The sequence below is a fragment of the Actinoplanes sp. CA-051413 genome, assembly GCF_050955795.1.
Classification (GTDB): Bacteria; Actinomycetota; Actinomycetes; order Mycobacteriales; family Micromonosporaceae; genus Actinoplanes.
Window position 1 is genome coordinate 2,876,174 of sequence record NZ_CP192100.1, and the last position, 23,023, is coordinate 2,899,196.

Genomic DNA, 23,023 nt, shown 5'->3' on the forward strand with positions numbered 1-23,023 from the left:
GTCGGGCGTGGGTCGCCCCCGCCTGTCATGCCTTGAGCCGACCAGGCCACCATCGACCTGCTGACCGACTACTTCGATGCCATGGAGGCCAAGGACTTCGACCGGCTCGGCTCCTACTGTGCCGACGATGGCTATGACCCTTTGACGACTCCGCCTAGCGGGTGATACCTGCCGCCCGGCAGACGCGACCGGGCGCGGTCCGGCGATGCGGGCATGCTGTACCTACGCTGAGGCCATCATGGGTGTCTTGACCAAGCCGCGCCGGCCGGTCGTACGCCGCCTCGGAATCGTGGCGATCGTCATGGCGTTGATCGTGGCCGGCTATGTCTCCTACGTTGCCGTCCGCCATGTCAGGCCCGTCGCGCTCCCTGTCGCGTCCGGGCCGTATCTGGTGGGACGTTCGCGGGTGGAGTGGACCGACCCGGCTCGCGTCGATCCGCTCGCGCCCGTTGCCGGCACGCCGCGCCGGTTGGCCGTCTGGTTGTGGTACCCGGCTGTCGCGGGCGGCGACATGCGCCCGGCGCCGTACGCGCCGGGACCCTGGGCGCGACTTCATCTTGCCGCTCCGGTGGGCTGGGCCGAGTCCGACTTCACCGCGATCCGCAACGGCGCGTACGAGGATGCGCCGGTGGCCCCCGGGCGATTCCCCATCGTGGTACTGGAACCCGGAATGGGCTTTTCCGCCCCGCAATACTCGGTGCTCGCCGAAAGCCTCGCGGGGCACGGCTTCATGGTCGCCGCGGTCACTCCCACCTACAGCGCCAACCTGACCGTGCTCGGCGGCAGGATCGTCGGTGCCGAGAAGGCCGGCAATCCACCGGAGCTGGGCAGCCACTCCGGAGAACTCGGCGCGCAAGCCGACCGGCTCGTCGGGATATGGGCGGCCGACGCCCACTTCGTTGCCGCCGAAGTTGCGGCGCTTGATCGCGGCGGGGCCCTCGCGGGTCACATCGACGCCACCCGGGTGGCCTACATCGGTCATTCCTTCGGTGGGGCCGCGGCACTGGAAGCGTGCCGCAGTGATCCGGCCTGCGCCGGTGCGGTCGACATGGACGGCACCCAGTTCGGTCCCGTCGCCCGGAAAGGTCTGCGCCCACCGACGCTGGTTCTGGGGCATGAGAATTCCTGCGTGACCGGCGGGTGCGCCCCGTCCGGCCGGGACGACCGGGACGACCTCGCGGTGGCGCAGTCGTTGATCGCCGCGAGCAGCGGCCCGGTGTGGGCGTTCACCGTCGACGGCACCGCGCACTTCGACTTCACCGACTACGCCGCCTACTACCTGGCGACGCCGCTGCGCCGGTTCCTCGCGCTGGGCTCGCTCGACGGGCGGCGAGCGCTCACCATCACCAGCTTCCTGGTGACGGCGTTCCTTGACCAGGCGATGCTCGGGCGTAGGTCCGTAGTGCTGGATACAGGTGGGAGTCCCTATCCCGAGGTGCGCGTCCGGCATCTGCCGCGCTGACGGACGACGGTGACCGTTTCCCGCACGGGCCTGGAACATATTGTCCGACAGGATGTAGGTGGTAAAGGCAGGCTCACCTATAGTGGGTGGGCGACTCGAGGAACCCCCGCGGTCGTCCGGCCATCCCGGATGACCGGCGATGCCCGCCCTTCCGGCCCGATCGTGACCCTTGCTCAGCTGGCGCCCGGCTGCCGTGCCCTGCTCACGGGCTTCGCTGTGGCCGCGCCGCCGTCGATCGTGCGGCGCCTGGAAGACCTCGGCTTCGCGGCGGGCACGGAGGTGGAGGTCGCACGCCGGGCACCGCTGCGAGACCCGCTGATCTACCCGCGCCTAGGGAACGATCATGACCTCCGGATACTGCGCCGACGGGCCGTCCAGCAGGTGCCCGCGGTGGCGCAGGTGCCGGTCGAAGAACGCCAGCGGATACGCCTGCTGCACGGCGATGCCCCGGGTCGGGTCCAGCGAGCCGATCTGGTCGGCGGGATCGATGCCGAGCACGTCGGCGAGCTGCGGTAGCAGGGCTTCGTAGTCGCTGTAGGACAGGTGCTTGGCGCCGGTAACCCGGAGCTCCAGATGCCAGCCGCGCAACCGGGACCAGAAGGCGTCGAGGTCCGGGTAGTCCGGCCGGTTGATCTTCGCTTCCATCAGCATGTACGGCCGGTCCAGTCCGGCGCCCACGACCGGGCCGAGCACCGGACCGTCCAGGCTGAGCCCGGCTTTGATGCGACGGTCGGCGTACATCGCCGATGCCGTGGTGGCGCCGCCCGCCGACGTCCCGACCATGCCGATCGCGTGCAGATCGAAGCCGCCGGCCAGTCCGGTGGGCAGGGGCCGGTGCTCGGCATCCGGGTTGCGGCCGGCGTGCAACCTCGCGAGGGTGTCCAGCACGAAGCGGGTGTCGGCGAGTCTCAGCTGGTATATGTCGGTGCTGTGCGGCCCGTCGGGCAGCGGCGTGACGACCCGGCCGTCCGGAAACTCAACCACGCCGTCGTAGGTGTGGTCGATCGTGACCACCAGGTAGCCGTGGCTGGCCAGTTGCTCCACGACCACGGTGTTACCGGAGCGGATCGCGTCGTTGCCGGGCGAGTACAGCACCACCGGCAGTGGATGGCCACGTCGCACGGGCGAGCCTTCGTGCCCGTGGGTCAGGGGCAGGACGACCTTGCCGGGTGGGATGTCCTCCGAGGCGAGCACCGCGGCGCCCGCGCCGGCCGTCAGCCACGGCGCCACCGGGTGGTGGTCGCCCGGATGGGTCGGGTACCACAGGCTGATCATCAGCTCCCGGTACCGCCCCGGCCCGGCCCACGGATCCGGACGGGAACGGTCGACCAGGTGCAGCGACACGGTGCCGACCGGGGCCGGTCCGGTCGGCGCCGGGAGCGTCAGCCGGACCGGATCGGCCGCCGGGACCGCCGCCGCCGGACCGGTCGCGGCGGCGGCCGCGCCGCCGGTAACGGCCACCGCAGCGACGGCGGCGGCCAGGATCGCCAGTGGTCGCCGGCCACGGCGGGGCGATGCCGCAATGGTGCTTGTCATTTCTCCTCCAGATGGACGTCGGGTGACTCGCCTCATCGTGGTGAATGGCCGGCGCGGAAACATCGGCCCGCGGCAGCAGGCTCCGGTGGGCCGCGCGGGCGAGGCGCGACGGGCCGGCTCGCCAGGTACCGGCCGACCGGCCTACGCCGGGCGGCCGATGCGGGTGAGGGAGGCCCGGCCGTACCTTGAGCCCTGTGACCGCTGAACCTCGTCCGCCGCGGCTGCTCGCGGCCGGAGGACATCCGGTGGATCGGCTCGTCGCGGTGAGCTTCGTGGCCGTGTTGATCCTGTACGCGGTGGTGCGCGACGACCCGGCGGCCGTGCCGGGTGTGCTGGTCGTAGGGCTGGCTCTCGATCAGCGTCGCCGTCGCCCGGTGCTCGCGCTGGCCGTGCTGCTGCTGGTCGCACCGCTGTGCCTGCCGCTCTGGGCGGCGGCGCTGAGCTGGTCGTCCGTGCTCTATCTGGTGGCGAGCACGCGGGCGGTGCGGACCTCGCTCGCCGCTCTGGCCGTCACCCTGCTGCCCGCACCGGTCGCCCTGTTCTGGGCGCCGTGGCTCGACGCCGTCCGGATCGGTGTCGTGGCCCTGCTGACGCTGGGGCCGGTCACGGCGTGGACCCTCGGGTACACGGTCCGGCAGCGTCGTGCGTACCGCGAAGCGCTTCGGTGTTACGAGCTCGAACGAGCGGCGGCCGACGCGGAACGCACCCAGCGGGCGTTCACCGAGGAGCGGCTGCGGATCGCCCGGGAGTTGCACGACGTGGTGGCGCAGAGCATGGGCGTCGTGACGGTGCAGGCGGGCTACGGGTTCCTGGTCTTCGACGACCAGCCCGAGCGGGCCAGGGCCGCGCTCGCCGCCGTGGAGGAAGCCGGCCGGGAAGCGCTGACCGAGTTACGGCGGTTGCTGGGGGTGATGCGCAACGAGTCGGGGTCGCCGGCCGCCCTGTCCCCGGCGCCCGGGCTGGACAGCCTGCACCGCCTCTTCACCCAGACGGCCGGGGCCGGGGTCCATGTCAGCTACCAGGTGACCGGCTCGCCGTTCCGGTTGCCGGCGGGTCTGGATTTGACGGCGTACCGCATCGTGCAGGAGGCGCTGACCAACATCGTGCGGCACGCCGGCACGGACACCGGCGCAGTCACCATCGACTACCAGGCCCGGGAGCTGTGCATCGAGGTGATCGACGCCGGACGGGGCGGACCCGTGACCCCGGGCGGGCACGGCTTGGTCGGCATGCGGGAACGGGTGGCCGTGTACGGCGGCCGGTTCACCGCCGCTCCTCGGTCCTGCGGCGGCTTCCGGGTGTCGGCGCGCCTTCCGCTACCGGCCGGCGCCGCAGGCGCGGCCCCGTGACGATCCGAGTGGTGGTAGCCGAGGACCAGGAGCTGGTCCGCGCCGGCCTGTGCGGCATCGTGGACACCGCCGCGGACCTCACCGTGATCGGTGCGGCGGGCAACGGCGTCGACGCCGTCCGGCTCGCCTGCCAGGAGCTGCCCGACGTGGTGCTGATGGACATCCGAATGCCCGACCTCGACGGGCTCGAGGCCACCCGCCTGATCACCGGGTCCACCACCGTCCGGGTGCTCATCCTGTCCACCTTCGATCTGAACGAATACGTCTACGCGGCACTGCACGGCGGCGCCAGTGGATTCCTGCTCAAGAGCTCGCCGCCGGCCGCCCTGCTGGCAGCCATCCGGGTGGTCGCCGCCGGCGAGGCGCTGCTCGCCCCTACCATCACCCGCAAGTTGATCGACCAGTTCGTCGCCGCCCGCACTTCGGAACCGCCGCGACCCGGATCCGACCCCTTGGCCGCGATCACCACCCGGGAGCGGGAGGTGCTCGGTCTGGTGGCGGAAGGGCTGTCCAACCCCGAGATAGCACAACGGCTGCACATCAGCCCTGCGACGGCGAAAACCCACGTCTCCAGCCTGCTGACCAAGCTCGGCGTCCGCGACCGCATCCAACTGGTGATCCTGGCCTTCGACGCGGGACTGGCCCGGCCACGGTCCGGGCGCCGGCCGTCCTGATTGTTCGACCCTGCCGATCCCCGAACCCGGGCTCAGGCGGACTTCCGGAGCCCAGGTCGGTCGGCAGGACGGGAACCCGGCAAGCTGGTACGCGGTGCCTGGCTCGGCGTAGTGCGTCGGAGTACGCCTCGATGAGCCGGCGGGTGATTTGCGGCGCAACCAGCGCGTCGCCGGCTGCGATGGCGTGCACCGCTGTGATGATGCGCACCGGTGGCGCGTCCTTCAGCAGGAATCCGGACGCGCCAACGCCCCGACCGTCACCGGGCGGGACGCCATGCTGGACCATCAGTCGCCGGCTGTCATGCCGACCCGCTCCGGCGCCATGGTTCCCCCGGTGCCAACACGTAGTGGGTGAGCACGTGGCGCCAGGGGATGACGGCGATGATGATCGCGACCCAGGCGACCGTCGCTGCCTGATCGCGGGTGGCACTGTCGAGCTGGTTGTCCAGCCAGGCCGGCAGGGCAACGATGCCGAGCCAGAGCAGCTTCCACGCGACTTCGAACAGCAGGATGGGCAGCATCCGCTGGGGGTGCCGGAGGCCGAGCAGTGCCAGGATCGACATCGCCACGAGCATGCACTCGACGGTGCCCTGCGCCAGACCCCACGGCTTGTCGGCGAACAGCAGGGGCCACTTGTACACGGCGAGGCCGACCCCCATGACGAGGTAACCGATCCGGAGCAGGTTCACCTGCCACAGGGCGAGTTGCCCCGTACGCGGTATCGCCGGTGCCGGTTGCTGTACGGACGTCATGATGACTCCGTAAGAGTGACCAGCCGTGCGCGGATCCGGTGGAGCTGGGGCATGAGGCCGTAGATCACGATCGGTACCGCGATCGTGACCAGGATGAAGGTCCGCACGACGACGGGCAGTCCGTCCAGCAGGCCGCTCAGCGCCAGGTTGAGGACGACAAGGGTGGGGAACACGGCCAGCCAGATCATCAGGGCCAGCTGGTGCTTCGACGGTGGTCGGTGGGACATGGTCGGAACTCCTCTACAGATTGATCGGGTGGTCATGGGTCGCGTTACGGAGGTCGTCGTCGACCAGGTCCGCGTTGATCGCGATGGCGGCGGTGGATCCTTCGCCCGCGGCGGTGATGACCTGGGCGCGCGGGTTGGCCGCGTTGCCCGCCACCCAGACGCCGGGGGTGGTGGTGCGGCCGGTCGCGTCGGTCACGACCCATCCGCGGTCGTCCACAGCGCAGCCCAAGGTCAAGAGCAAATCGTTTTCGGGTACGAAGACAGGGCGCACGAACACCGCGACGCGGGGGATGACGCGGCCGTCCTGGAGTTCGACGCCGGTCAGCCGGTCGTCGGTCACGACGAGGCGGCGCACCGGGCCGTCGACGACGCCGATGGCCCGGGCGGTCAGCTGGTGGCGCTGGTCGGCGGTCAGGGTGTCGGTGTGGGGAAAGAGGATGAGGTCGGCGGACCATTGCCGGATGAGGTGGGCGTGGGCAACGGCGTCCGGCGTACCGCCCAGCACGGCGACCGGCTGGTCGCGGACCTCGTAGCCGTGGCAGTAGGGGCAGTGCAGCAGGTCCCGGCCCCAGCGTTCACGTACGCCCGGGAGGTCCGGGAGTTCGTCGCGCAGACCGGTGGCGATCAGCAGGCGGCGGGCGCGCAACGGGACGCCGCCGGCCAGCGATACGTGAAAGCCGGTGCCCGTGTCGGGCTCGATGCCGGTCACCCGGCCGTCGATCAGCCGGCCGCCGTAGCTCTCCACTTCCGTGCGCCCGATGGCGAGCAGGTCCTGCGGCGCAAGGCCGTCGCGGGAGAGGAAACCGTGCATGTGGGCGGCTGGGGCGTTGCGCGGTGCGCCGGCGTCGATGACGGCGACGCGGCGGCGGGCGCGGGCGAGGACCAGAGCCGCCGAGAGGCCGGCGGCTCCACCTCCGATGATCACTACGTCGTACTCGCTCATGGGCAGAGCGTGCGCGCGCCCGGCGTACCGCAGCAATGTTTGTTGCTATTTCCGGGACGCCGGGGTGGGATGAGCCGGTGGACGACTTATCGCAGATCGCCGCGGCGCTCGACCTGGTTGGGCCGCGGCTCAAGCGGATCCGCGCCCAGCGCGACGTCACCCTGAGCGACTTGGCGGAGCGCACCGGCATTTCCAAGAGCACCCTGTCGCGCCTGGAGAACGGCCAGCGCCGGCCGAGCCTGGAGCTGCTGCTCCCGCTCGCGCTGGCCTACCGGGTGCCGCTGGACGATCTCGTCGGCGCCCCCGAGGTGGGGGACCCGCGGATCCGGCTCAAACCACGACGGGTGCACGGTCGCACGGTGCTCCCGCTGACCCAGCAGCCGAACGGCGTCCAGGCGTGGAAAATCGTCATCCCGGCGAGCCAGTCGACGCCGAAACCGCGGGCACACGAGGGTTACGAGTGGTTGTACGTGCTGTCCGGCCGGATGCGGCTGATCCTCGGCGACCGGGACTTCGTGCTCGATGTGGGCGAGGCGGCCGAGTTCGACACCCAGCTGCCGCACTGGTTCGGCAGTACCGGTGAAGGCCCGGCAGAGGTCCTGAGCATCTTCGGCAGGCCGGGGGAGCGCATCCACGTTCGCGCTGAATCAGGCGACCAGCAAGCAGCGCACTGATCCAGCCCGCGGCGCTCCTCGCACCGCGGTGTTGGCGCGGTCATCGACGAGGGCTGGTACGGGCCCGTCGGCGGGTTGCGATCCGGTACTCCGGCGACCCGCGTCGTGCGCCGGAGCAAGACGGATGCTGGGTCAGCTGACTGTCGCGAGTGCCGGTGACGGGACGGCCGCGGGCCGGGCGGGCGCGGTGAAGCCCTTGGCGATAAGCCAGATCGGCAGGACGACGAACTCGAACAGGAATCCGGGAATCAGGACTGTCATGCCGGTGCCTTGGTTCATGTCGAGCACGCCGAGCAGGTCCAAGGGCACGCCCAGCGAGAACAGGCCGTAGCCGACAAGGCCGAGCACGGCGATGGGCCGGGGAACCAGCCGGGAAACGAAAAGGAGGTAGTTGAGCACCAAGCCTCCGATGCCCGTCGGGATGTAGACCCAGAGGAGGTGATTCGGGACCACCTGCGACTGGATGAGCAGATAGAGCCCGCAGGCGGTGGACACGGCGAGCTCGACGATCCGGAGCACCGGGTACCACAGCGCGATCTTCTGGTTGACCTCTTTCAGGACCTGGTACATCAGAAGTCCGATGCCGGCGACAGCGAGGCCGGAACCGATCATCAGGAGGACGCCCGCTGTCAGCGGTGCCCGTTCGCTGTTGCCGTCCACGAATGCCTGGATCAGCGATGTTCCCACCATGGCGGTGGCCATCTGGACGAAGAACAACACGCCCACGGTGATGGCGATCTTCCTTCTTGACATGGCTCTCCTCGAATTGGGCTGGGCTTTCTCGGTCTTGCCTCAGATCTGGACGGCGAGCTTTCCGCGGGCCTGACCCGCGCACAGCCGCCGGATGGCGTCCGGTGTGTCGCTCAGCGGATAGGTCGTGTCGATGATCGGCGTGACCTGGCCCGCGTCGATCAACTGCGTCAGGGCCTGCAGACGCCGGTCACTTCGGCACCGAGCGCCTTGGCGATCTGCACGGCGAACAGGCCGACCCCGCCCGACGCACCGATGACCAGGACCTTCTGCCCCGCGGTGACGTGACCTGCGTCGCGGACGGCGGCGAGGGCGGTGGCCGCTGAGGTGGGTACGGCTGCGGCCTGTACGAACGACAGGTTGGCCGGTTTGGGGGCAAGGGTGTCCGGGCGGGCCGTTGCGTACTCGGCGAACGAACCATCGCACGTCCCGAACACCTCGTCGCCGACCTGGACTCCCGTCACGTGGGCGCCCACCGCGACGACCGTCCCGGCCACGTCGGTGCCGCGGACGCGGGTCTTGGGGGCGCGCAGGCCGAAGCCCATGATGCGCATCAGACAGGGCCGGCCGGTCATCAGGTGCCAGTCGCCGATGTGGGTGCCGGCGGCGCGGACCCGGATGAGCACATCGTTCTCCCCGGTGGCGGGGTGACAGCTTGGTCGGTGGTGGACACGGGGTCCTCCTAGGCGAAGTCGGTAACGCCAGGTGGGCTACCATACTTAGTACGGGAACGTACCGTACAAAGTACGGGAGCGCCATGGGTGGAGACGCGATGCCAAGAAAAGCGACAAATAGTCCAGCCGAGAAGCGGGTGCCCCTGAGCCGGGAGCGTGTCCTCAACGGAGCCCTGGCCGTCGCTGACGCCGAGGGCGTCGACTCCCTGACGATGCGCCTGCTCGCCGACCATCTCGGGGTCAAACCCATGGCTCTCTACCACCACGTGGCCAACAAGAGCGAGATCATCGACGGCATCGTGGACCTGGTGTTCAGCGAGATCGAGCTACCGTCCACCAGCGGCGGGTGGCGGTCGGAGATGAAGCGACGAGCCTGCTCCGCGCGCCACGTGCTCAAGCGCCACCCCTGGTCGATCGCGTTGCTGCAGTCACGGACCCACCCCGGCCCGGCCACCCTTCGGCACCACAACGCGGTCATCGGCACGCTGCGCGGAGCAGGGTTCTCAGTGGCCATGACCGCCCACGCGTATGCCCTGCTCGACAGTTACATCTACGGCTTCGCCCTCTCGGAGGCGTCGCTGCCGATCAACGGCCCGGAGACCGTCGCCGAGGTTGCCGGATCGATGATGCTGCAGTACCTCGCCGAGGACTACCCGCACCTGAGCGAGTTCTCGACCGAGCACATCCTCCAGCCCGGCTACGACTTCGGTCAGGAGTTCGAATTCGGACTCGAACTGGTCCTTGACGGGCTGACTCGTTCGCTCGCCGGCGCCAGGTAGCCGGCCCGATACCAATCGGGCCACCGTTGTGCGCTTGATGCGGCAGTGGCGATTCACTGACAGTGACCTATATAGCCACCTTGTGAGGGTGGTCACCCGCCGCTATGGTCTGTCTAGCGGTTCAACTAGTCCATCCAGTGGACCTACCGCACCTGGAATACACCTCCAGACGGGAGTTCCCCGGCATGAACAACCATTGGCTCAGAACGGTCGTGCCGATCGCGGCGCTGGCGATCCTCGCGCCGGCCTCGGCGCTGGCGCTCACGGGTTCGTCGAACGGGCAGCCCACCAGGCCGGCCGGCATCGATCCCATCTACGGCGTGTGCCGAGGGGTCGACCCGAGCTGCTACAGCGACTGGGGCACCCAGCGTGACAACAAGGTGCTGGTGTACTCGCGTACGGCGGGTCCCAGACACGCCAACCTGGGACAGGTCCTCGATCCCGACAACCCGAGCGTCCAGGGCCTCGCCCTTCCCCGCCCGTACGTGATCACCCACGATCACAGTGATCCGGCGGCGTGGCCGCGCCCGCTGAACAGCTCCAATGTGGCGCAATCCGCCCTGGTCAGGATGTTGCAGGCGGACGGCATCGAGGTTCACGTCACCGAGGACGTCCAGGCCATCGAGCGGCTCAACTCCAGCTACAAGGCCGTGATCTTCATGAGCCCCACCCGCGACACCCTGTGGAACCACGCGCGCGGCGCCGAGGGCGGCACCCGCCTTGACTGGGCCCGCGAGTCACTCCGCAAGTACATCCAGGGTGGCGGCGGTTTTGTCGGAGTCCACAACGCCTTCGGCACCGAGTACGGCTGGAAGTGGTACGAGGGGCTGCTCGGCAACGCGAACTACTACAACCACGGGCGCAGCCAGCCCGGCGACGTCGTCGTCGTCAACGACCGCGACGTATCGACCAAGGGCCTGCCACGACGCTGGGGGTTCTCCGACGAGTGGTACAACCTCGTGCCGTTCCCGACCAACGTGAACTTCCTCGCCACCGTGGACGAGCGGACGTTGGCGGGCGGCGCGGGCGGAGAGGGCTCGCACCCCGGGCACGGTGACTTCCACCCGGTCACCTGGTGCCAGTACTACGACGGTGGCCGGTCCTGGCTCACGACGCTCGGCCACGACGCGGCTGCCTTCCAGGAGAACTCCACATTCCCCGGTGCCGCCGCATTCCAGGCACACCTCGAGCACGGCATCAAGTCGGCCATGGGCCTCGAGCCGTTCTGCACCCCGGCCAAGCGCAAGTAGCCACAGCGGAAGGCGATCGATGAAACCACGAATTCTCCTGGCGGTCCTGCTCGGCGTCGCTGTTGCCGTCGGGCCGTCCACCGCTTTCGCCCAGAGCCCCCGGGTGGCCGCCGAAGCCGAGCCGCCGGGTCTGGAGCCGACGGGGGCCGACATGCCGGCCGTCGGCGGCAACCTCGCGAACCAGCACTACTCGGGACTGAAGCAGATCACGAAGCGGAACCTCGACGAGCTGGGCCCGGCCTGGCGCACGCACGTGTCGGCGGTCGCGCCGGCCAGTGACGACGTCGGCCAGCAGACGACACCCGTCGTCGCCGACGGGGTCATCTACCTCGACACACCCCGTGGTGAGGTGATCGCCGTCGACGGCGTGACCGGCGCGCCCAAGTGGAAGTGGGCGCCCGAGGGGTTCGAGACGGCGGACACCCGGCGCGGGGTCTCCCTCGGCCAGGGCAAGGTCTTCACGCTCGCCGCCGGCGACCGCATCGTCGCACTCGACCAGCAGACCGGCGCCCAGGTGTGGGTCTCGCAGCCGGCGGTCCAGGCCGGCGTCGACCTGGGCAGCCTTGACCGGGTCGCGACCGTCTACAGCGACGGCATCGTCTACGCCCACGCGGCCAACGGCGACCGGGCCGCAGTCGTGGCGGTGCGCGCGAGCGACGGCGCCTACCTGTGGCACTTCTTCGGAGGGCCGGACCGCGGAACCCTCTACACCGATGTCAACGGCAACTCCGTCGACGCCGGCGCCACCTGGGGGCCCGTGCTGCCCGACGGCACGCAGTGCAACCTCGAAGGCGGGGCCACGCCGTGGATCCACGGCGCGGTCGACCCTGAACTCGGCCTCTACTACATGACCTTCGGCAACCCGCGTAGCTGCCGGAGCTCGCAGGACGGCTCGCAGCGTCCGGGCGACAACCTGTTCTCGACCACCATGGTCGCGGTCGACCGGAAGACCGGGGCCTACAAGTGGCACTACCAGTCGATCCGGCACGACGTGTGGGACATGGACAACGTCCATCCGCCCACCCTGGCCGACATCAAGGTCAAGGGTCAGAAGCGCAAGGTGGTGTTCTACGGCAGCAAGTCGGGGCACCAGTTCGTGCTCGACCGGACCACCGGCAAGCCCGTGCTCCCCGTCGCTGACAAGCCGATGATCCAGGACTCCCGGCAGCACAACGCCGCGACCCAGCCGTTCCCGGCGGAGCGCCTGCTGCCCGAGTGCGTCGTCTGGCAGAAGCTGGACCCGCGCAACGTCCCGGGGGACCCGTGGCGTGCGGTGCCGAACTACAACGGCTATCAGCCCGACGCCGACGGCAATCTGGTCTTCAACCCGGACAGTTATGTCGCGGCGGACGAACCGTTCCTCACGTACCCGCAGGGCTCTCCGGCCGACCACCGCCGCGGCTGCATGTACGACCCGCAATGGGACCTGCCGATTCTGTCGACCACCAGCCAGAACGGCGGCGGTGACTGGTCGAACCACTCCTACAGCCACAACACGAACCTGGTCTACTTCCCCTACGGCACCAACCCCGTGGCGCACTGGAACGGCGCCGCGGCCAACGGGCAGCGGGCCATCGGCCAGTACCAGACCGGCGGCATCCTCGCCTACGACGCCTCGACCGGCAAGGTGCGGTGGCGCAATCACCTCGGCACGGACATGTCGCACGGCCAGGGCCCGTTGACGACCGCGAGCGACCTGTTGTTCGCCGGGCAGATCGACGGCCGGCTGCTGGCGATGGACGCCCGCGACGGCGACGTGCTCTGGCAGTTCCAGACCGGATCGGGCATCGCCGGTGCCCCCATCACCTACACCGTGAACGGCGAGCAGTACGTCGCCGTTCTCGCCGCCGGGTCCACGAACCCGTACGGCGCCTCGGTGACCCAGGGCGATTCGCTGTGGGCGTTCAAGCTCGGTGGCCGGTACGCGACGGAGTCGGGCAGCCAGGAGGGGCCCGACCCGGCACCGCTGGCGATCCGCCGTCCCGTCCAGGGCGATCCGGTCGAGGGCGCGACGGTGAACAACACCGTGTACCTGGGCCGCCAGGACCGCACCACCGACACCGCCACCGCGCGCGACAGCACGTCCCAGCGCGGTATGGCCCCGACCCACCTGCGGGTGCCGGTGGGAACCACCGTGACCTTCCGGAACCCGGGGGCGGAAACGTTCCCGAACTTCCCGAACCAGAAGCCGCACTGCGCGACCCAGTTCTTCGAGGGGCTCTTCAATCTCAAACTGGACCCCGGGCGGAGCTCCACTTTCACGTTCGACCGCGCCGGCGAGTACTACTTCAACGACTGCACCGACCCGCGGCCGACCGGCAAGATCGAGGTGTACCTGTCGCCACGGGACCTGCCGGGTGCGTTGCGGTTCCTGCCCTCGAGCCTCGATCTGAGCTCACGTACCGGGATCTTCACCGGGGTGCGCGGCGTCGTGATCGCGACGCTGAGCCTTCCGCCCGGCTATCGCCTCGACGGCGACGTCACCCTGCGGACACCGCTGTCGCGGACACCCGTCAAGGCAACATATGCCAAGACCATCGGTCGTACGCTGACCGTGGTGTTCGACAAGGCCGACCTCGACAACAACGTGCCGGCGGGTGACGCGGTGCCGTTGACGCTGGCCGGAACCTTCCGGCACGACGGCCGGCAGGAACAGCTCACCTCCACGGCGACGGTCCGGATCGTCAAGTAGGTCCAGGGCACCCGGTCCCGGCGAGGCCGTACGAAGGCCTCGCCGGGACCGGTCACCGGCGCCGGAGGTAGTCGCGGGTTGCCGTGATGGCCTGCCGGGCGTGTTCCTTGCCGCCCACCTGGGCGACCAGCGTCGCCCGGGGAATCTCCAGGGCGTACGGCAGTCCGGGCGGGAGGGCGTCGAGGATGCCGTGGACGTCGATGCCGCCCTCGCCGGGGAAGAGCCGTTCGAAGCGGGCGGTGTGGATGAGTCCTTCGTTGGTGGGCGGCACCGCCGGCGGTGCGTCGCAGACGTGTACGAAGTGGAACCACTCGGCGGGGAGCTGGCGCAGGTCCGCGATGCTCGAACCGGACCGGGCGAAGTGCAACAGGTCGACCAGGATGCCGGCGTTGGGCTGGCCGGCGCCACGCAGGACGCGGACCGCGGCGTTCAGATCCGGCGTCTCGGTCCAGGAGGGGAACTCGAGGTCGACGGTGAGGCCGCGTGGCCGGGCCATTTCGCACAGGCGCGCGAACCGCTCGATCTTGCGGTTGCGGTCAGGATCGGGGAGCTGGGCGATGACGTGCCGGGCGCCGAGTTCCGCTCCGGCGTCGAGGAACCGTTCCAGGTCCCGGGGGTCGTCGTCAGGGCTGATCCGGGCCAGTTCGATGTCCAGCACCTCGATGCCGGTGGCGGCCAGGCGCAACTTGGTGGTGCGCAACAGAGCCGGGTCGGTGGCGAGCGGATAGTGCGGCTCCTGCGGCGTCACCCGGGTCAAGCGCAGCCCGACGTACCGGTAGCCGGCTTCGGCCGCGGCGTCGACGAGTTCCGGTGGGGACAGACTCAACGCGGTCAGGTGAGCCAGGGAGAAATCGTGGCGTACGGATGCACCGGGTGAGCTGCCGCGCAGGGTGACCAGGCGGCGTTGCCGGTGGGCCGCCATCCGGACCGGCGCGCTGACCGGCCCGTCGTAGCCGGTGTATCCGTCGATGCGCTGCACCACGGCGAAGAACACGCGTGAGCCGAGCATCTCGGTGTAGAAGTGCAGGTAGGCGCCGTGCTCGTCCCGGTCGTAGAGAACCGAGTTCGCGCGCAGTGCCGCCAGGAAGTGCGGAGACAGATCGAAGCGAGCTTCCAGGTCGGCGTAGTAATTGTCCGGGATGGCGAGCAACGGTGCGCCGCGCGCCCGCATCGCCGCCGCGCTGGCGAGCGCGTCGTCGGTGGCGAAGGCGACATGCTGCGGACTGGGGATCACCGGAGCCCAGTCGCCGCGGCGCAACGCCGCCGTGCTGAGCGTGATTCTCACCCGGTGGCCGGGATCGGCGGCGGCCCGGCTGCGGATCAGCCCGAACGGCGCGATGATCTCGGTCGTCCCGGCCGCCCGCAGACCCAGCACCACGCGGTAGAACAGGGCCGCTTCATCGAAGTCGTCGACCTCGTCGGTCAGTGACAGGTGATCGGTGCCGGTGATCCCCGTGCCGCCACCGGCCGGGACCGGTGCGGGTACGAAGTCCTGGATCCAGCTGTCCCGGTCCGGCCCGGTGCGGACGAGGAAGACCGCGATGCCGTCGGGGGCGGCTATGGAGGTCAACTCCGCCTCCTGCGGCTCGCGCAGCCGGGGCAGCACCGGGGCGAGCAGCTGTTCCGCCCGGCGGGTCGAGGCGTCCGGATCGGCGCTCTCCACTGCCAGGGCGCAGATCGTTGCCGTGCCGGGAGTGACGGTCCGCTGCGCGGCGAAGTTCAGCAGGATCCGGGCCTCGGCCTGCTGCCAGAGCTGCACCGGTTTCGACCGGTGCTGACCGACGTGGGCGAAGCCGAGCGCGGCCAGGGCCCGGGCCACGGCCGGACCGGAGATCTCGTCCACGGCGACCTCGGTGAAGACGATGCCGCTGAGCTCGGGCGCCGGGGGAAGCCCACCCGAGCGGAGCCGGTCCCGGGCCGGTGGCGGGGCGACCGCGCCCGCCGATTCCTGAAGGGCCAGCAGTGACCGCATGCCGTCGATCGCGGCGTGCCGGGGATCCGCCTGCCGGTAGACGTCGTTGAGGACGTCGAGTGACAGCGGGCCGCCGTAGCCGGTGCTCAGCACATGAGCGAGGAACGTGGCGAGGTCGAAGGAGCCCAGGCCGGGGAAGAGCCGGTGGTGCCGCCCTCCTTCGACGACGTTCGCGGTCGGGCCGGCCGCGTCCGCCAGCTGGAGGTGGAACACCTTCTCGCCGGGGATGACCCGGAGGCCGGCCAGATCGCTCCCGGCGAGCGACAGCACGTGGAAGCTGTCCAGGCAGAGGCCGAGGGCGCGATGGCCGGCGCGGCGGACGATCCGCCACGCGTGCGGATAGGTGCTGACGAACCGTCCCCACGCCTGCGCCTCGTACGCGATGCGCAGGCCGCGGTGCTCGGCTCGGACGGCCAGGGCGTGCAACTGCTCGGCGGCGAGGTCGTCGTCATCGACGGCGTCGGCCGACGTCGACGAGCCGACCAGCAAAGTGCGGGTGCCGAGCTGCTCGAGCAGGTCAAATGTCCGCTCGGCCCGGCGCAGGGTCGCGGCGAAGACCTGCGGCGGCACCGCTTCCACGTCGGAGAGCATCTGGTAGGCGTCGATCGTCAGGCCGCGGCGGTCGCATTCCTGGTTGATCCGGTCCGGCGACCAGGACGACGCGACGAGATCGTTGTCGGCGAGTTCGACGCCGTGGAACCTCGCCGCCGCGGCGGCGGCCAGTTTGTCGTCGAGGGCGCCCGACAGGCAGGACGTGGCGATGGACAGACGATAGGGAGAGGCCATGCTGTCACCCCAGATAGGTGGGCCGGATGGCGGGCGGGATCGGTCCCTTGTTGCGCCGCCCCTGCCCGGTCTCCTCCCAGGCATGCGCGAGGATGCCGACGCTGCGGCTGAGGACGAACAGTCCTCGCGCCAGCGGGGCGGGGAAGCCGAGCTCGGCGTAGATGACCGCGGTGGCGCCGTCGATGTTCATCGGGATCGGCTTGTCGCGGGCCCGGTTGAGAGCTGCCTCGACGGCCAGGGCAGCACGCAGATGAGCGCCGTCCACGACGCCGGCGGCGACGGCCTCGTCGACGAGAGCCAGCAGGGGATCGCGTCTCGGGTCGCGGGTGTGGAAACGGTGACCGAAGCCGGGCAGATAGCGGACGCCGCGGGCCCGCCACTCGGCGATGACCTGGTCGGTCGCGGCCGGTAGAGCGTGGCCGGCGGCCTCGCGCCGGCGGATCTCGTCCAGCATCATCACGCATTCCTGGCCCGCGCCGCCGTGCGAGTCGCCGAGGGTGTTGATCGCGCTGGCCATCGCGTTGTTGAGCCCGACCCCGCAGGTGGCGGTCATCCGGGCCACCGCGATGGACGGGGCGTGGGGGCCGTGGTCGACACCGGCCACGAGGGCTGCTTCGAGCAGGGCCGCCTGCTGGGGCAGGGGACGCTCCCCGCGGAGCATGAACCAGATCATCGAACCGAACCCGATCGTGCCGATGAGGTCCTGGACCGGTGTGCCACGCAGTTCCACCACGTTCGGCTCGATACGGGACACCGCGGTGCCCCACCAGTCGGCCGCCAGCGATTCCGTCATGGCGCGACCCTAACCTCCGGTCCGTCCAGCGGTCTAGCGGGACCGTGCAGCGGATCGTTGCAGATGAGCTGAGATCGGCAGTCGTCTCTTGACACGGAATGTTTCGAGGGGAATAACTAACGTACCGGTTCGTACAAAGTGACGGAGGTGGCCCGTGATCGCATCGACCGGGTCAGCGCCCGGCGTCGTCGGCCAGAGCCGGGCTCCGGCCGGCCTGCCAGCGGCGCAGCAGTTCCGGCAGCTCCGCGTTGTGCTCGCCGAGCGCGGGCGGAGGTGTCTGCGCGGTGAGCGGCTCGCCGTCGAAGAGCACTCCGCTGCCACTGAGCCGCAGCGTGTCCCCACCCGACCGCTCAATTGCGGCCCGGGGCGTGCCGGCCGGAAACGGCAGGTCGGCGAGAAAGCCTCGGCCGGCGATCTGGTCGGCCGCGACCGCTTGAGCGACGGTGAGGATGCGGGCGGCCGGCACTCCGGCCGCCGACAGGATGTGTTCCCATTCGGCGGCCGGGCGGCGCCGCAGTGCCTCGTTGAGAACCTGGTTGAGCGCCTCACGGTTCTGCTTGCGCGCTTCCCGGTCGGCGAACCGCGGGTCGTCGATCAGGTCGGCCCGCTCGGTCAGCCGGCACAAGGTCTCGTACTGCTCCTGGCGGTTGGCCGCGATGTTGAGCGGGCCGTCGGCCGCCTCGAACGTGCCCGACGGCGCGGCCGTCGCGTTCTGATGGCCCATCGGCTGCGGCTCGACCCCGCTGACCAGATAGTTGGAGACCGCCCAGCCCATCGCGGACAACGAGGCCTCCAGCATGGACACGTCCAGGAAGCGGCCCCGGCCGTCGATCTGCCGGCCCGCCAGCGCCGCCGTGATGGCGAGGGCCGCGCTGAGCCCGCCGACCGTGTCGGCGATCGGGAAGCCGACCCGCAGCGGGGCGGTCTCCGGCGTACCGGTCACGCTCATCATCCCGGACAGGCCCTGGATGATCTGATCGTAGGCCGGGGCCTGACTCATCGGCCCGGTCTGGCCGAAACCACTGATCGCGCAGTAGACCAGGCCCGGGTTGAGTTCCCGCAGCCGTTCCCACGGGAAGCCGACCCGGGCCAGCACGCCGGCTCGGTAGTTCTCGACCAGCACGTCGGCGTGGGTGGCGAGCTGCTCGAAGGCGGCCCGGCCGCCGTCGGACTTGAGGTCGAGCTCGACGGACTTCTTGCCGGCGTTCTGGGCCAGGAACGACGCGCCCAACCCGGCCTGGTTGAGTTCGGCGTCGGGCCCGAGCCGCCGGGCGAGATCACCCCGGCCCGGCATCTCGACCTTGATCACCTCGGCGCCGAGCAGCATCAGGTGATAGGTGCAGTACGGGCCGGCGAGAACATTGGTCAGGTCGAGGACGCGGACACCGTCGAGCGGCCGGTCTTGCATAGGGGGATCTCCTTCCGACGCCCCAGGCCGGACCGGACCCGGTCCGGCCGGGGGCTAGAGCGACGAGCCGAGCGGGTGGTCGAAGCCGCGTTCGTTCATCCGGGTCGCCGCGGCCAGCAGGGCCGCGGTGAACTCCGCGACCCGGTCGTCGGTGAACCGCACGGTGGGGCCGCTGAGGGTCAGGGCCGCCACCACCGAGCCGGATCGCCCCTCGAGCGGAACAGCCACCGCGGACAGGCCCTCCTCCCGCTCCCCGTGGCTCACGGCGAATCCCTGCACGGCCGCCTGGTCGATCCATTCCTGCATCCGGCCGGTATGCCCCTCGCCCCACGGCGAGGACCGGGCGATGCGGTCGAGCAGCGCGGGCGGGGCGTTGCGCAGCAGCACCTTGGCCGAGGCGCCGGCCCAGAGCGGGAGTTCGTCGCCCACCCGGACGACGTGCCGCAGCGGTTGAGGGCTCTCCTGCTGGGCGATGCAGACGCGGACGGTGTCGCGGACGACGTAGAGGTTGACTGTCTCGCGCTCGTGGGCGGCGAGCTCGCGCATCAGCCGCTGGGTCTCGGGCGGCAGTTCCCAGCTCTGCCGGGCCAGGTGGGCCCACCGCCACAGGCCCGGGCCGGCCATGTAGCCGGAGTTCGTGGCCCACAGCAGCCCGGTCTGCTCCAGCGTCTGGACGATCCGGATGACGGTTGTCTTGGCCAGGCCGGTCGCGGCGACGATGTCGCGGATGGCCAGGAGCGGGCGCTCCTCGGTGAGCAGCGACAGGATGTCCAGGGCGCGCTGGATGCTGCGTACTCCCTGGCTGTCGGAGGTTTCCTCGCCGGGGGCTTTGCGGCTGGTCGCGGATGGCACCGTGACTCACTTCCTCTCGTCAGCCGCGACGGGCGGCCGTGGTGTCGCGGACACCGACGATTGTGCCGTCCCGCCGGCGTCGACATCGGCTCGTAACTTTTCGACACCCACCTATTGCCTTCGCCCGGCGGCCAACCGTACGTTACACCCGAGTCCGCAGAGCGGTCCAGAAGTACCAGATACGGTCCACTGAGCGGACCTGGGAGGTTCCCGTGCTCGACGCGATTCTCGAGACGCCGGCCGGCGACGTTGTCCTCGCACCGGCCCTGCTCGGTGGAAAGTGGACCACCGATGGGGCCACGACCGAGCGGATCGGGCCGTACGTCCGCAAGGTGGTCAGCCGGGCCCGACCGGCCGGGCCCGGCGACGCGCGAATCGCCGCCGAATATGCGCAGGCAGCAGCCCGTACGGTGGCCCGGCTGGCCCCGGCCACCCGGGCCACGATCCTCGACCGCGCGTCCGCCCTGGCCACCGGCCATCGCGAGGCGATCGCCCGGATCATCGCGCTGGAGCTCGGCAAACCGGTCCGCGACGGCCGGGGCGAGCTCGACCGGGTGGCCGACACGTTCGCCGTGTGCGCGGCCGAGGCTCGCCAGATCGGCGGTGAACTGCTGCCGGTGGCCGGCTGGGCGCGCGGGGTCGGCAACACCGCCCTGACCTATCGGGCACCGGCCGGCGTGGCCCTGGCCATCACCCCGTTCAACGCGCCGGCCAACCTGCTGGCGCACAAGCTCGGCGCCTCGTTCGCGGCCGGGAACAGCACCATCGTGAAGGCGCCACCCCAGGCCCCGGCAACCTCCGCGGCGATCGTCGCCCTCCTGCTGGAGGCCGGGGCGCCCGTCGAGTCGGTGCAGCTGCTGCACGGTGACGGCGAGATCGGCGCCGCCCTGTGCGCCGCCCCCGAGGTCGCCGTCATCAGCTTCACCGGCAGTGCCGAGACCGGGGCCGCGGTGGCCCGGGCCGCCGGAGCCAAGCGGCTGGTGCTGGAGCTGGGCGGCAACGCCGCGACCATCGTCTGCGCCGACGCCGACCTCGCGGCCGCCGCGAAGGTGTGCGCCCGCACCGGCTACAGCAATTCGGGGCAGAGCTGCATCTCGGTGCAGCGCGTCTACGTCCAGCGGTCCTGTTACACCGAGTTCGTCGACCTGATGACCGCGGCGGTCGCCGACCTGCGGGTCGGCGACCCGCTCGACCCGGCGACCGAGGTCGGCTCGATGGTGGACGATCAAGCCGCCGAACGCGTCCTGAGCTGGGCCACCGAAGCCGTCGCGAGCGGCGCCCGGATCACCGTCGGCGGCCGGCGCGACGGCGCCACCCTCAGCCCGACCGTGGTCGCCGATCCACCGGCCGACGCCTCGGTGATCACCCAGGAGGTCTTCGGCGCCCTGGTCAGCGTGCTGCCCTTCGACGACTTCGACGAGGTGCTGGCCACCTGCAACACGAGCCGGTTCGGCCTGCAGGCCGGGCTGTTCACCCGCGACGTCGGGCGCATCCTGACCGCCTGGCGCGAGCTCGACGTGGGCGGCCTGGTCGTGAACGGCTCGTCCAACTTCCGCCTCGACCACGTCCCGTTCGGCGGCGTCAAGGACTCCGGGTTCGGACGCGAGTCGCCGCGCTACATGGTCGAGGACTTCACGGTCGTCAAGACGCTCATGCTGCACGGCCTGTCGATCTGGGGAGAGAACTGATGTCCGCGCCCACTGTCGCCCAGCGCACCGCCGCCGGCGCCCTCGTCGAGCAACTGGCCGGTTACGGCGTCGAGTACATCTTCGGCACGTGCGGCCACACCAACATCGCTTTGCTGGACGCGCTCGGCCGCAGCCCGATCGAGTTCGTCATCGCCCGCCACGAACAGACCGCCGCCCACGCGGCCGACGGCTACGCCCGGGCCACCGGCAAACCCGGCGTGGTGCTGATGCACGTCGGCCCCGGAATGATGAACGCGGTCACCGGTGTCGCCACCGCGGCCCTCGACTCGGTGCCGCTGGTCGCCATCTCGGGCGACATCCCCTCCTACATGTACGGCCGCCATCCGCACCAGGAAGTCAACCTGCACGCGGACGCCGACCAGGCGGCCATCTACCGCCCCTTCGTCAAGCGCGCCTGGCAGGTTCAGCGGGTCGAGGACCTGCTCCGCTTCACCGAGCGGGCGTTCTGGACGGCCACGTCCGGCCGTCCCGGCGCGGTCCTGCTCAACGTGCCGATGGACATCTTCTCCCGGCCCCTGCCCGACACCGTCACCGTCAGTCCGCTGCCAAGCTCGTCCTCCCGGCCCGATCTGGCGCCGGCCGACGCCGACCGGATCGCCGCCCAGCTGGTCGGCGCCGAGCGGCCCCTGATCTACCTTGGGGGCGGCCTGGGCGGACCCACGGGCCGGCAGGCCCTGCGGGAACTGGCCGAGCACCTGGACATCCCGGTCGCCCACTCGCTGATGGCCAAGGGCGCCCTGCCCGACGAGCACCCGCTCGTGATGGGCATGACCGGATTCTGGGGACTGGCCGAGACCAACGCGTACGCCCGCAACGCCGACCTGGTGCTGGCCATCGGCACCCGGTTCGCCGAGACCGACGCCAGCTCCTGGGATCCCCGGTTCACCTGGAGCTTCCCGCCGAGCCGGCTGATCCAGATCGACATCGACCCGGCCGAGATCGGCCGCAACTACCCGGTCGAGATCGGTGTGGTGGCCGACGCCGGCCTGGCCGTACGCCGGATCCTCGACGCCGTGCACCGGCGGCAGGCCCCGGTCACGGCCCGCTCCGCCCTGCGCGAGCAGATCCACACCGCCCGCTCCGAGATGTTCGCGGCCAGCGCCGAACGCGGCCGCAGCGACCAGTTCCCGCTGCGGCCCGAGCGGATCCTGGCCGACGTGCGCGCGGCCCTGCCCGCCGACGCGGTGCTGGTCACCGACGTCGGCTGGAACAAGAACGGGGTGGCCCAGTGCTATCCGCTGCCGGCGGCCGGCCGGTTCATCACCCCGGGTGGCGCCTCCACGATGGGATTCGGCCCGGCCGCCGCCCTCGGCGTGCAGATCGCGCAGCCGGAACGGGTGGTCGTCGCGCTCATCGGCGACGGCGGGATGAGTGCGCAGCTGCCGGCCCTGCCGATGGCCGTCGAACGGGGCCTGCCGGTCATCTTCCTGGTGATGAACAACCGTGCCCACGGCACGATCTCCGACCTGCAGTCGAGCGCGTTCGGCCGCAGCTACGGGTGTGACTTCGTCGATCCGGACGGCAACCCGTACAGCCCCGACTTCGCCGCCCTCGGACGCGCCTGTGGCGCCGACGGCTACGCGGTCGGGGAACCGGGCGACCTCACCGTCGCCCTGAGGACGGCCATCGAGCGCCGCCGCCCCGCGGTGATCGACGTGCCGATGGTCAACGAACCCGTACCCACCCCCGGCCACTGGAACATCAAGGACATCTACCAGGGCCTTTTCGACTGAATCCTGCT

Annotated in this window: 20 protein-coding genes and 1 pseudogene; 10 read left to right on the forward strand and 11 right to left on the reverse strand. The window is 70.5% G+C overall.

Annotation, left to right across the window (positions count from 1 at the left end; genetic code table 11):
• The first annotated feature begins 247 nt into the window (after positions 1 to 247).
• Complete coding sequence (locus ACQP2Y_RS13720; RefSeq protein WP_433727944.1) at positions 248 to 1,462, forward strand: alpha/beta hydrolase family protein; 1,215 nt, start codon at positions 248 to 250, stop codon at positions 1,460 to 1,462.
• 129 nt (positions 1,463 to 1,591) lie between these two features.
• Positions 1,592 to 1,729 (forward strand): annotated as a pseudogene (locus tag ACQP2Y_RS13725) (hypothetical protein); the annotation flags it as partial.
• Positions 1,730 to 1,792: 63 nt separating this feature from the next.
• On the opposite strand, the gene ACQP2Y_RS13730 reads toward ACQP2Y_RS13725, so the two are convergent.
• The gene (locus ACQP2Y_RS13730) at positions 1,793 to 2,998 is read right to left on the reverse strand and encodes an alpha/beta hydrolase family protein (protein ID WP_433727946.1); all 1,206 of its coding nucleotides are present in this window, start codon (positions 2,996 to 2,998) and stop codon (positions 1,793 to 1,795) included.
• Between the two features lie 245 nt (positions 2,999 to 3,243).
• Here ACQP2Y_RS13730 and ACQP2Y_RS13735 point away from each other — a divergent pair, with 245 nt between their 5' ends.
• Positions 3,244 to 4,347 carry a sensor histidine kinase gene (locus tag ACQP2Y_RS13735; protein ID WP_433727948.1) on the forward strand — a complete coding sequence of 368 codons (1,104 nt, stop codon included), beginning with the start codon at positions 3,244 to 3,246 and terminating at the stop codon, positions 4,345 to 4,347.
• Positions 4,344 to 5,021, forward strand: a complete 678-nt coding sequence (locus ACQP2Y_RS13740; protein ID WP_433727951.1) for a response regulator — start codon at positions 4,344 to 4,346, stop codon at positions 5,019 to 5,021. The genes ACQP2Y_RS13735 and ACQP2Y_RS13740 overlap by 4 nt, the downstream gene beginning before the upstream one ends.
• A 299-nt stretch (positions 5,022 to 5,320) precedes the next feature.
• Here ACQP2Y_RS13740 and ACQP2Y_RS13745 read toward each other — a convergent pair whose 3' ends face one another.
• From ACQP2Y_RS13745 to ACQP2Y_RS13755, 3 genes are read right to left on the reverse strand one after another with little or no spacing between them, the layout of a single operon-like run.
• Positions 5,321 to 5,773: a hypothetical protein gene (locus ACQP2Y_RS13745; RefSeq protein WP_433727953.1), complete on the reverse strand. Its 453-nt coding sequence runs from the start codon at positions 5,771 to 5,773 to the stop codon at positions 5,321 to 5,323.
• Positions 5,770 to 6,000, reverse strand: a complete 231-nt coding sequence (locus tag ACQP2Y_RS13750; protein ID WP_433727955.1) for a hypothetical protein — start codon at positions 5,998 to 6,000, stop codon at positions 5,770 to 5,772. Before ACQP2Y_RS13750 ends, ACQP2Y_RS13745 begins: the two co-directional genes overlap by 4 nt.
• A gap of 13 nt (positions 6,001 to 6,013) precedes the next feature.
• On the reverse strand, positions 6,014 to 6,943 hold the full coding sequence (locus ACQP2Y_RS13755; protein ID WP_433727958.1) for an NAD(P)/FAD-dependent oxidoreductase: 930 nt from the start codon (positions 6,941 to 6,943) through the stop codon (positions 6,014 to 6,016).
• Positions 6,944 to 7,020: 77 nt separating this feature from the next.
• Here ACQP2Y_RS13755 and ACQP2Y_RS13760 point away from each other — a divergent pair, with 77 nt between their 5' ends.
• Positions 7,021 to 7,617 carry a helix-turn-helix domain-containing protein gene (locus ACQP2Y_RS13760; RefSeq protein ID WP_433727960.1) on the forward strand — a complete coding sequence of 199 codons (597 nt, stop codon included), beginning with the start codon at positions 7,021 to 7,023 and terminating at the stop codon, positions 7,615 to 7,617.
• Positions 7,618 to 7,749: 132 nt separating this feature from the next.
• Here ACQP2Y_RS13760 and ACQP2Y_RS13765 read toward each other — a convergent pair whose 3' ends face one another.
• From ACQP2Y_RS13765 to ACQP2Y_RS13775, 3 genes are all read right to left on the reverse strand, one after another.
• Positions 7,750 to 8,343: a DUF4386 domain-containing protein gene (locus ACQP2Y_RS13765; protein WP_433727962.1), complete on the reverse strand. Its 594-nt coding sequence runs from the start codon at positions 8,341 to 8,343 to the stop codon at positions 7,750 to 7,752.
• Between the two features lie 66 nt (positions 8,344 to 8,409).
• Positions 8,410 to 8,532: a zinc-binding dehydrogenase gene (locus tag ACQP2Y_RS13770; protein ID WP_433727965.1), complete on the reverse strand. Its 123-nt coding sequence runs from the start codon at positions 8,530 to 8,532 to the stop codon at positions 8,410 to 8,412.
• Between the two features lie 5 nt (positions 8,533 to 8,537).
• A complete protein-coding gene (locus ACQP2Y_RS13775) occupies positions 8,538 to 8,993 on the reverse strand; it encodes an NAD(P)-dependent alcohol dehydrogenase (protein ID WP_433727967.1) in 456 nt (151 codons plus the stop codon).
• 146 nt (positions 8,994 to 9,139) lie between these two features.
• Here ACQP2Y_RS13775 and ACQP2Y_RS13780 point away from each other — a divergent pair, with 146 nt between their 5' ends.
• From ACQP2Y_RS13780 to ACQP2Y_RS13790, 3 genes are all read left to right on the forward strand, one after another.
• Entirely contained in the window at positions 9,140 to 9,820 is a 681-nt protein-coding gene (locus ACQP2Y_RS13780) for a TetR/AcrR family transcriptional regulator (protein ID WP_433727969.1), read from the forward strand.
• Positions 9,821 to 10,005: 185 nt separating this feature from the next.
• Positions 10,006 to 11,070 (forward strand): ThuA domain-containing protein, encoded by a 1,065-nt coding sequence (locus ACQP2Y_RS13785; RefSeq protein WP_433727971.1) that lies wholly within the window; start codon positions 10,006 to 10,008, stop codon positions 11,068 to 11,070.
• A 19-nt stretch (positions 11,071 to 11,089) separates the two neighbouring features.
• The gene (locus tag ACQP2Y_RS13790) at positions 11,090 to 13,762 is read left to right on the forward strand and encodes a PQQ-binding-like beta-propeller repeat protein (protein WP_433727973.1); all 2,673 of its coding nucleotides are present in this window, start codon (positions 11,090 to 11,092) and stop codon (positions 13,760 to 13,762) included.
• Between the two features lie 52 nt (positions 13,763 to 13,814).
• Here the strand turns inward: ACQP2Y_RS13790 and ACQP2Y_RS13795 are convergent, their stop codons facing one another.
• The 4 genes from ACQP2Y_RS13795 to ACQP2Y_RS13810 form a co-directional block, all read right to left on the reverse strand.
• Complete coding sequence (locus ACQP2Y_RS13795; RefSeq protein ID WP_433727975.1) at positions 13,815 to 16,520, reverse strand: TIM barrel protein; 2,706 nt, start codon at positions 16,518 to 16,520, stop codon at positions 13,815 to 13,817.
• Between the two features lie 4 nt (positions 16,521 to 16,524).
• On the reverse strand, positions 16,525 to 17,313 hold the full coding sequence (locus ACQP2Y_RS13800; protein WP_433727978.1) for a citryl-CoA lyase: 789 nt from the start codon (positions 17,311 to 17,313) through the stop codon (positions 16,525 to 16,527).
• Positions 17,314 to 17,485: 172 nt separating this feature from the next.
• A complete protein-coding gene (locus tag ACQP2Y_RS13805; protein WP_433727981.1) occupies positions 17,486 to 18,721 on the reverse strand; it encodes a CaiB/BaiF CoA transferase family protein in 1,236 nt (411 codons plus the stop codon).
• Between the two features lie 54 nt (positions 18,722 to 18,775).
• Positions 18,776 to 19,573 (reverse strand): IclR family transcriptional regulator, encoded by a 798-nt coding sequence (locus tag ACQP2Y_RS13810; protein ID WP_433727983.1) that lies wholly within the window; start codon positions 19,571 to 19,573, stop codon positions 18,776 to 18,778.
• A gap of 212 nt (positions 19,574 to 19,785) precedes the next feature.
• On the opposite strand from ACQP2Y_RS13810, the gene ACQP2Y_RS13815 reads away from it, so the two are divergent.
• Together ACQP2Y_RS13815 and ACQP2Y_RS13820 are read left to right on the forward strand one after the other, a co-directional pair.
• Positions 19,786 to 21,261, forward strand: coding sequence for an aldehyde dehydrogenase family protein (locus tag ACQP2Y_RS13815; RefSeq protein WP_433727985.1), 1,476 nt, complete (start codon positions 19,786 to 19,788; stop codon positions 21,259 to 21,261).
• Positions 21,261 to 23,015, forward strand: a complete 1,755-nt coding sequence (locus ACQP2Y_RS13820) for a thiamine pyrophosphate-binding protein (protein WP_433727988.1) — start codon at positions 21,261 to 21,263, stop codon at positions 23,013 to 23,015. Before ACQP2Y_RS13815 ends, ACQP2Y_RS13820 begins: the two co-directional genes overlap by 1 nt.
• Positions 23,016 to 23,023: the final 8 nt, after the last annotated feature.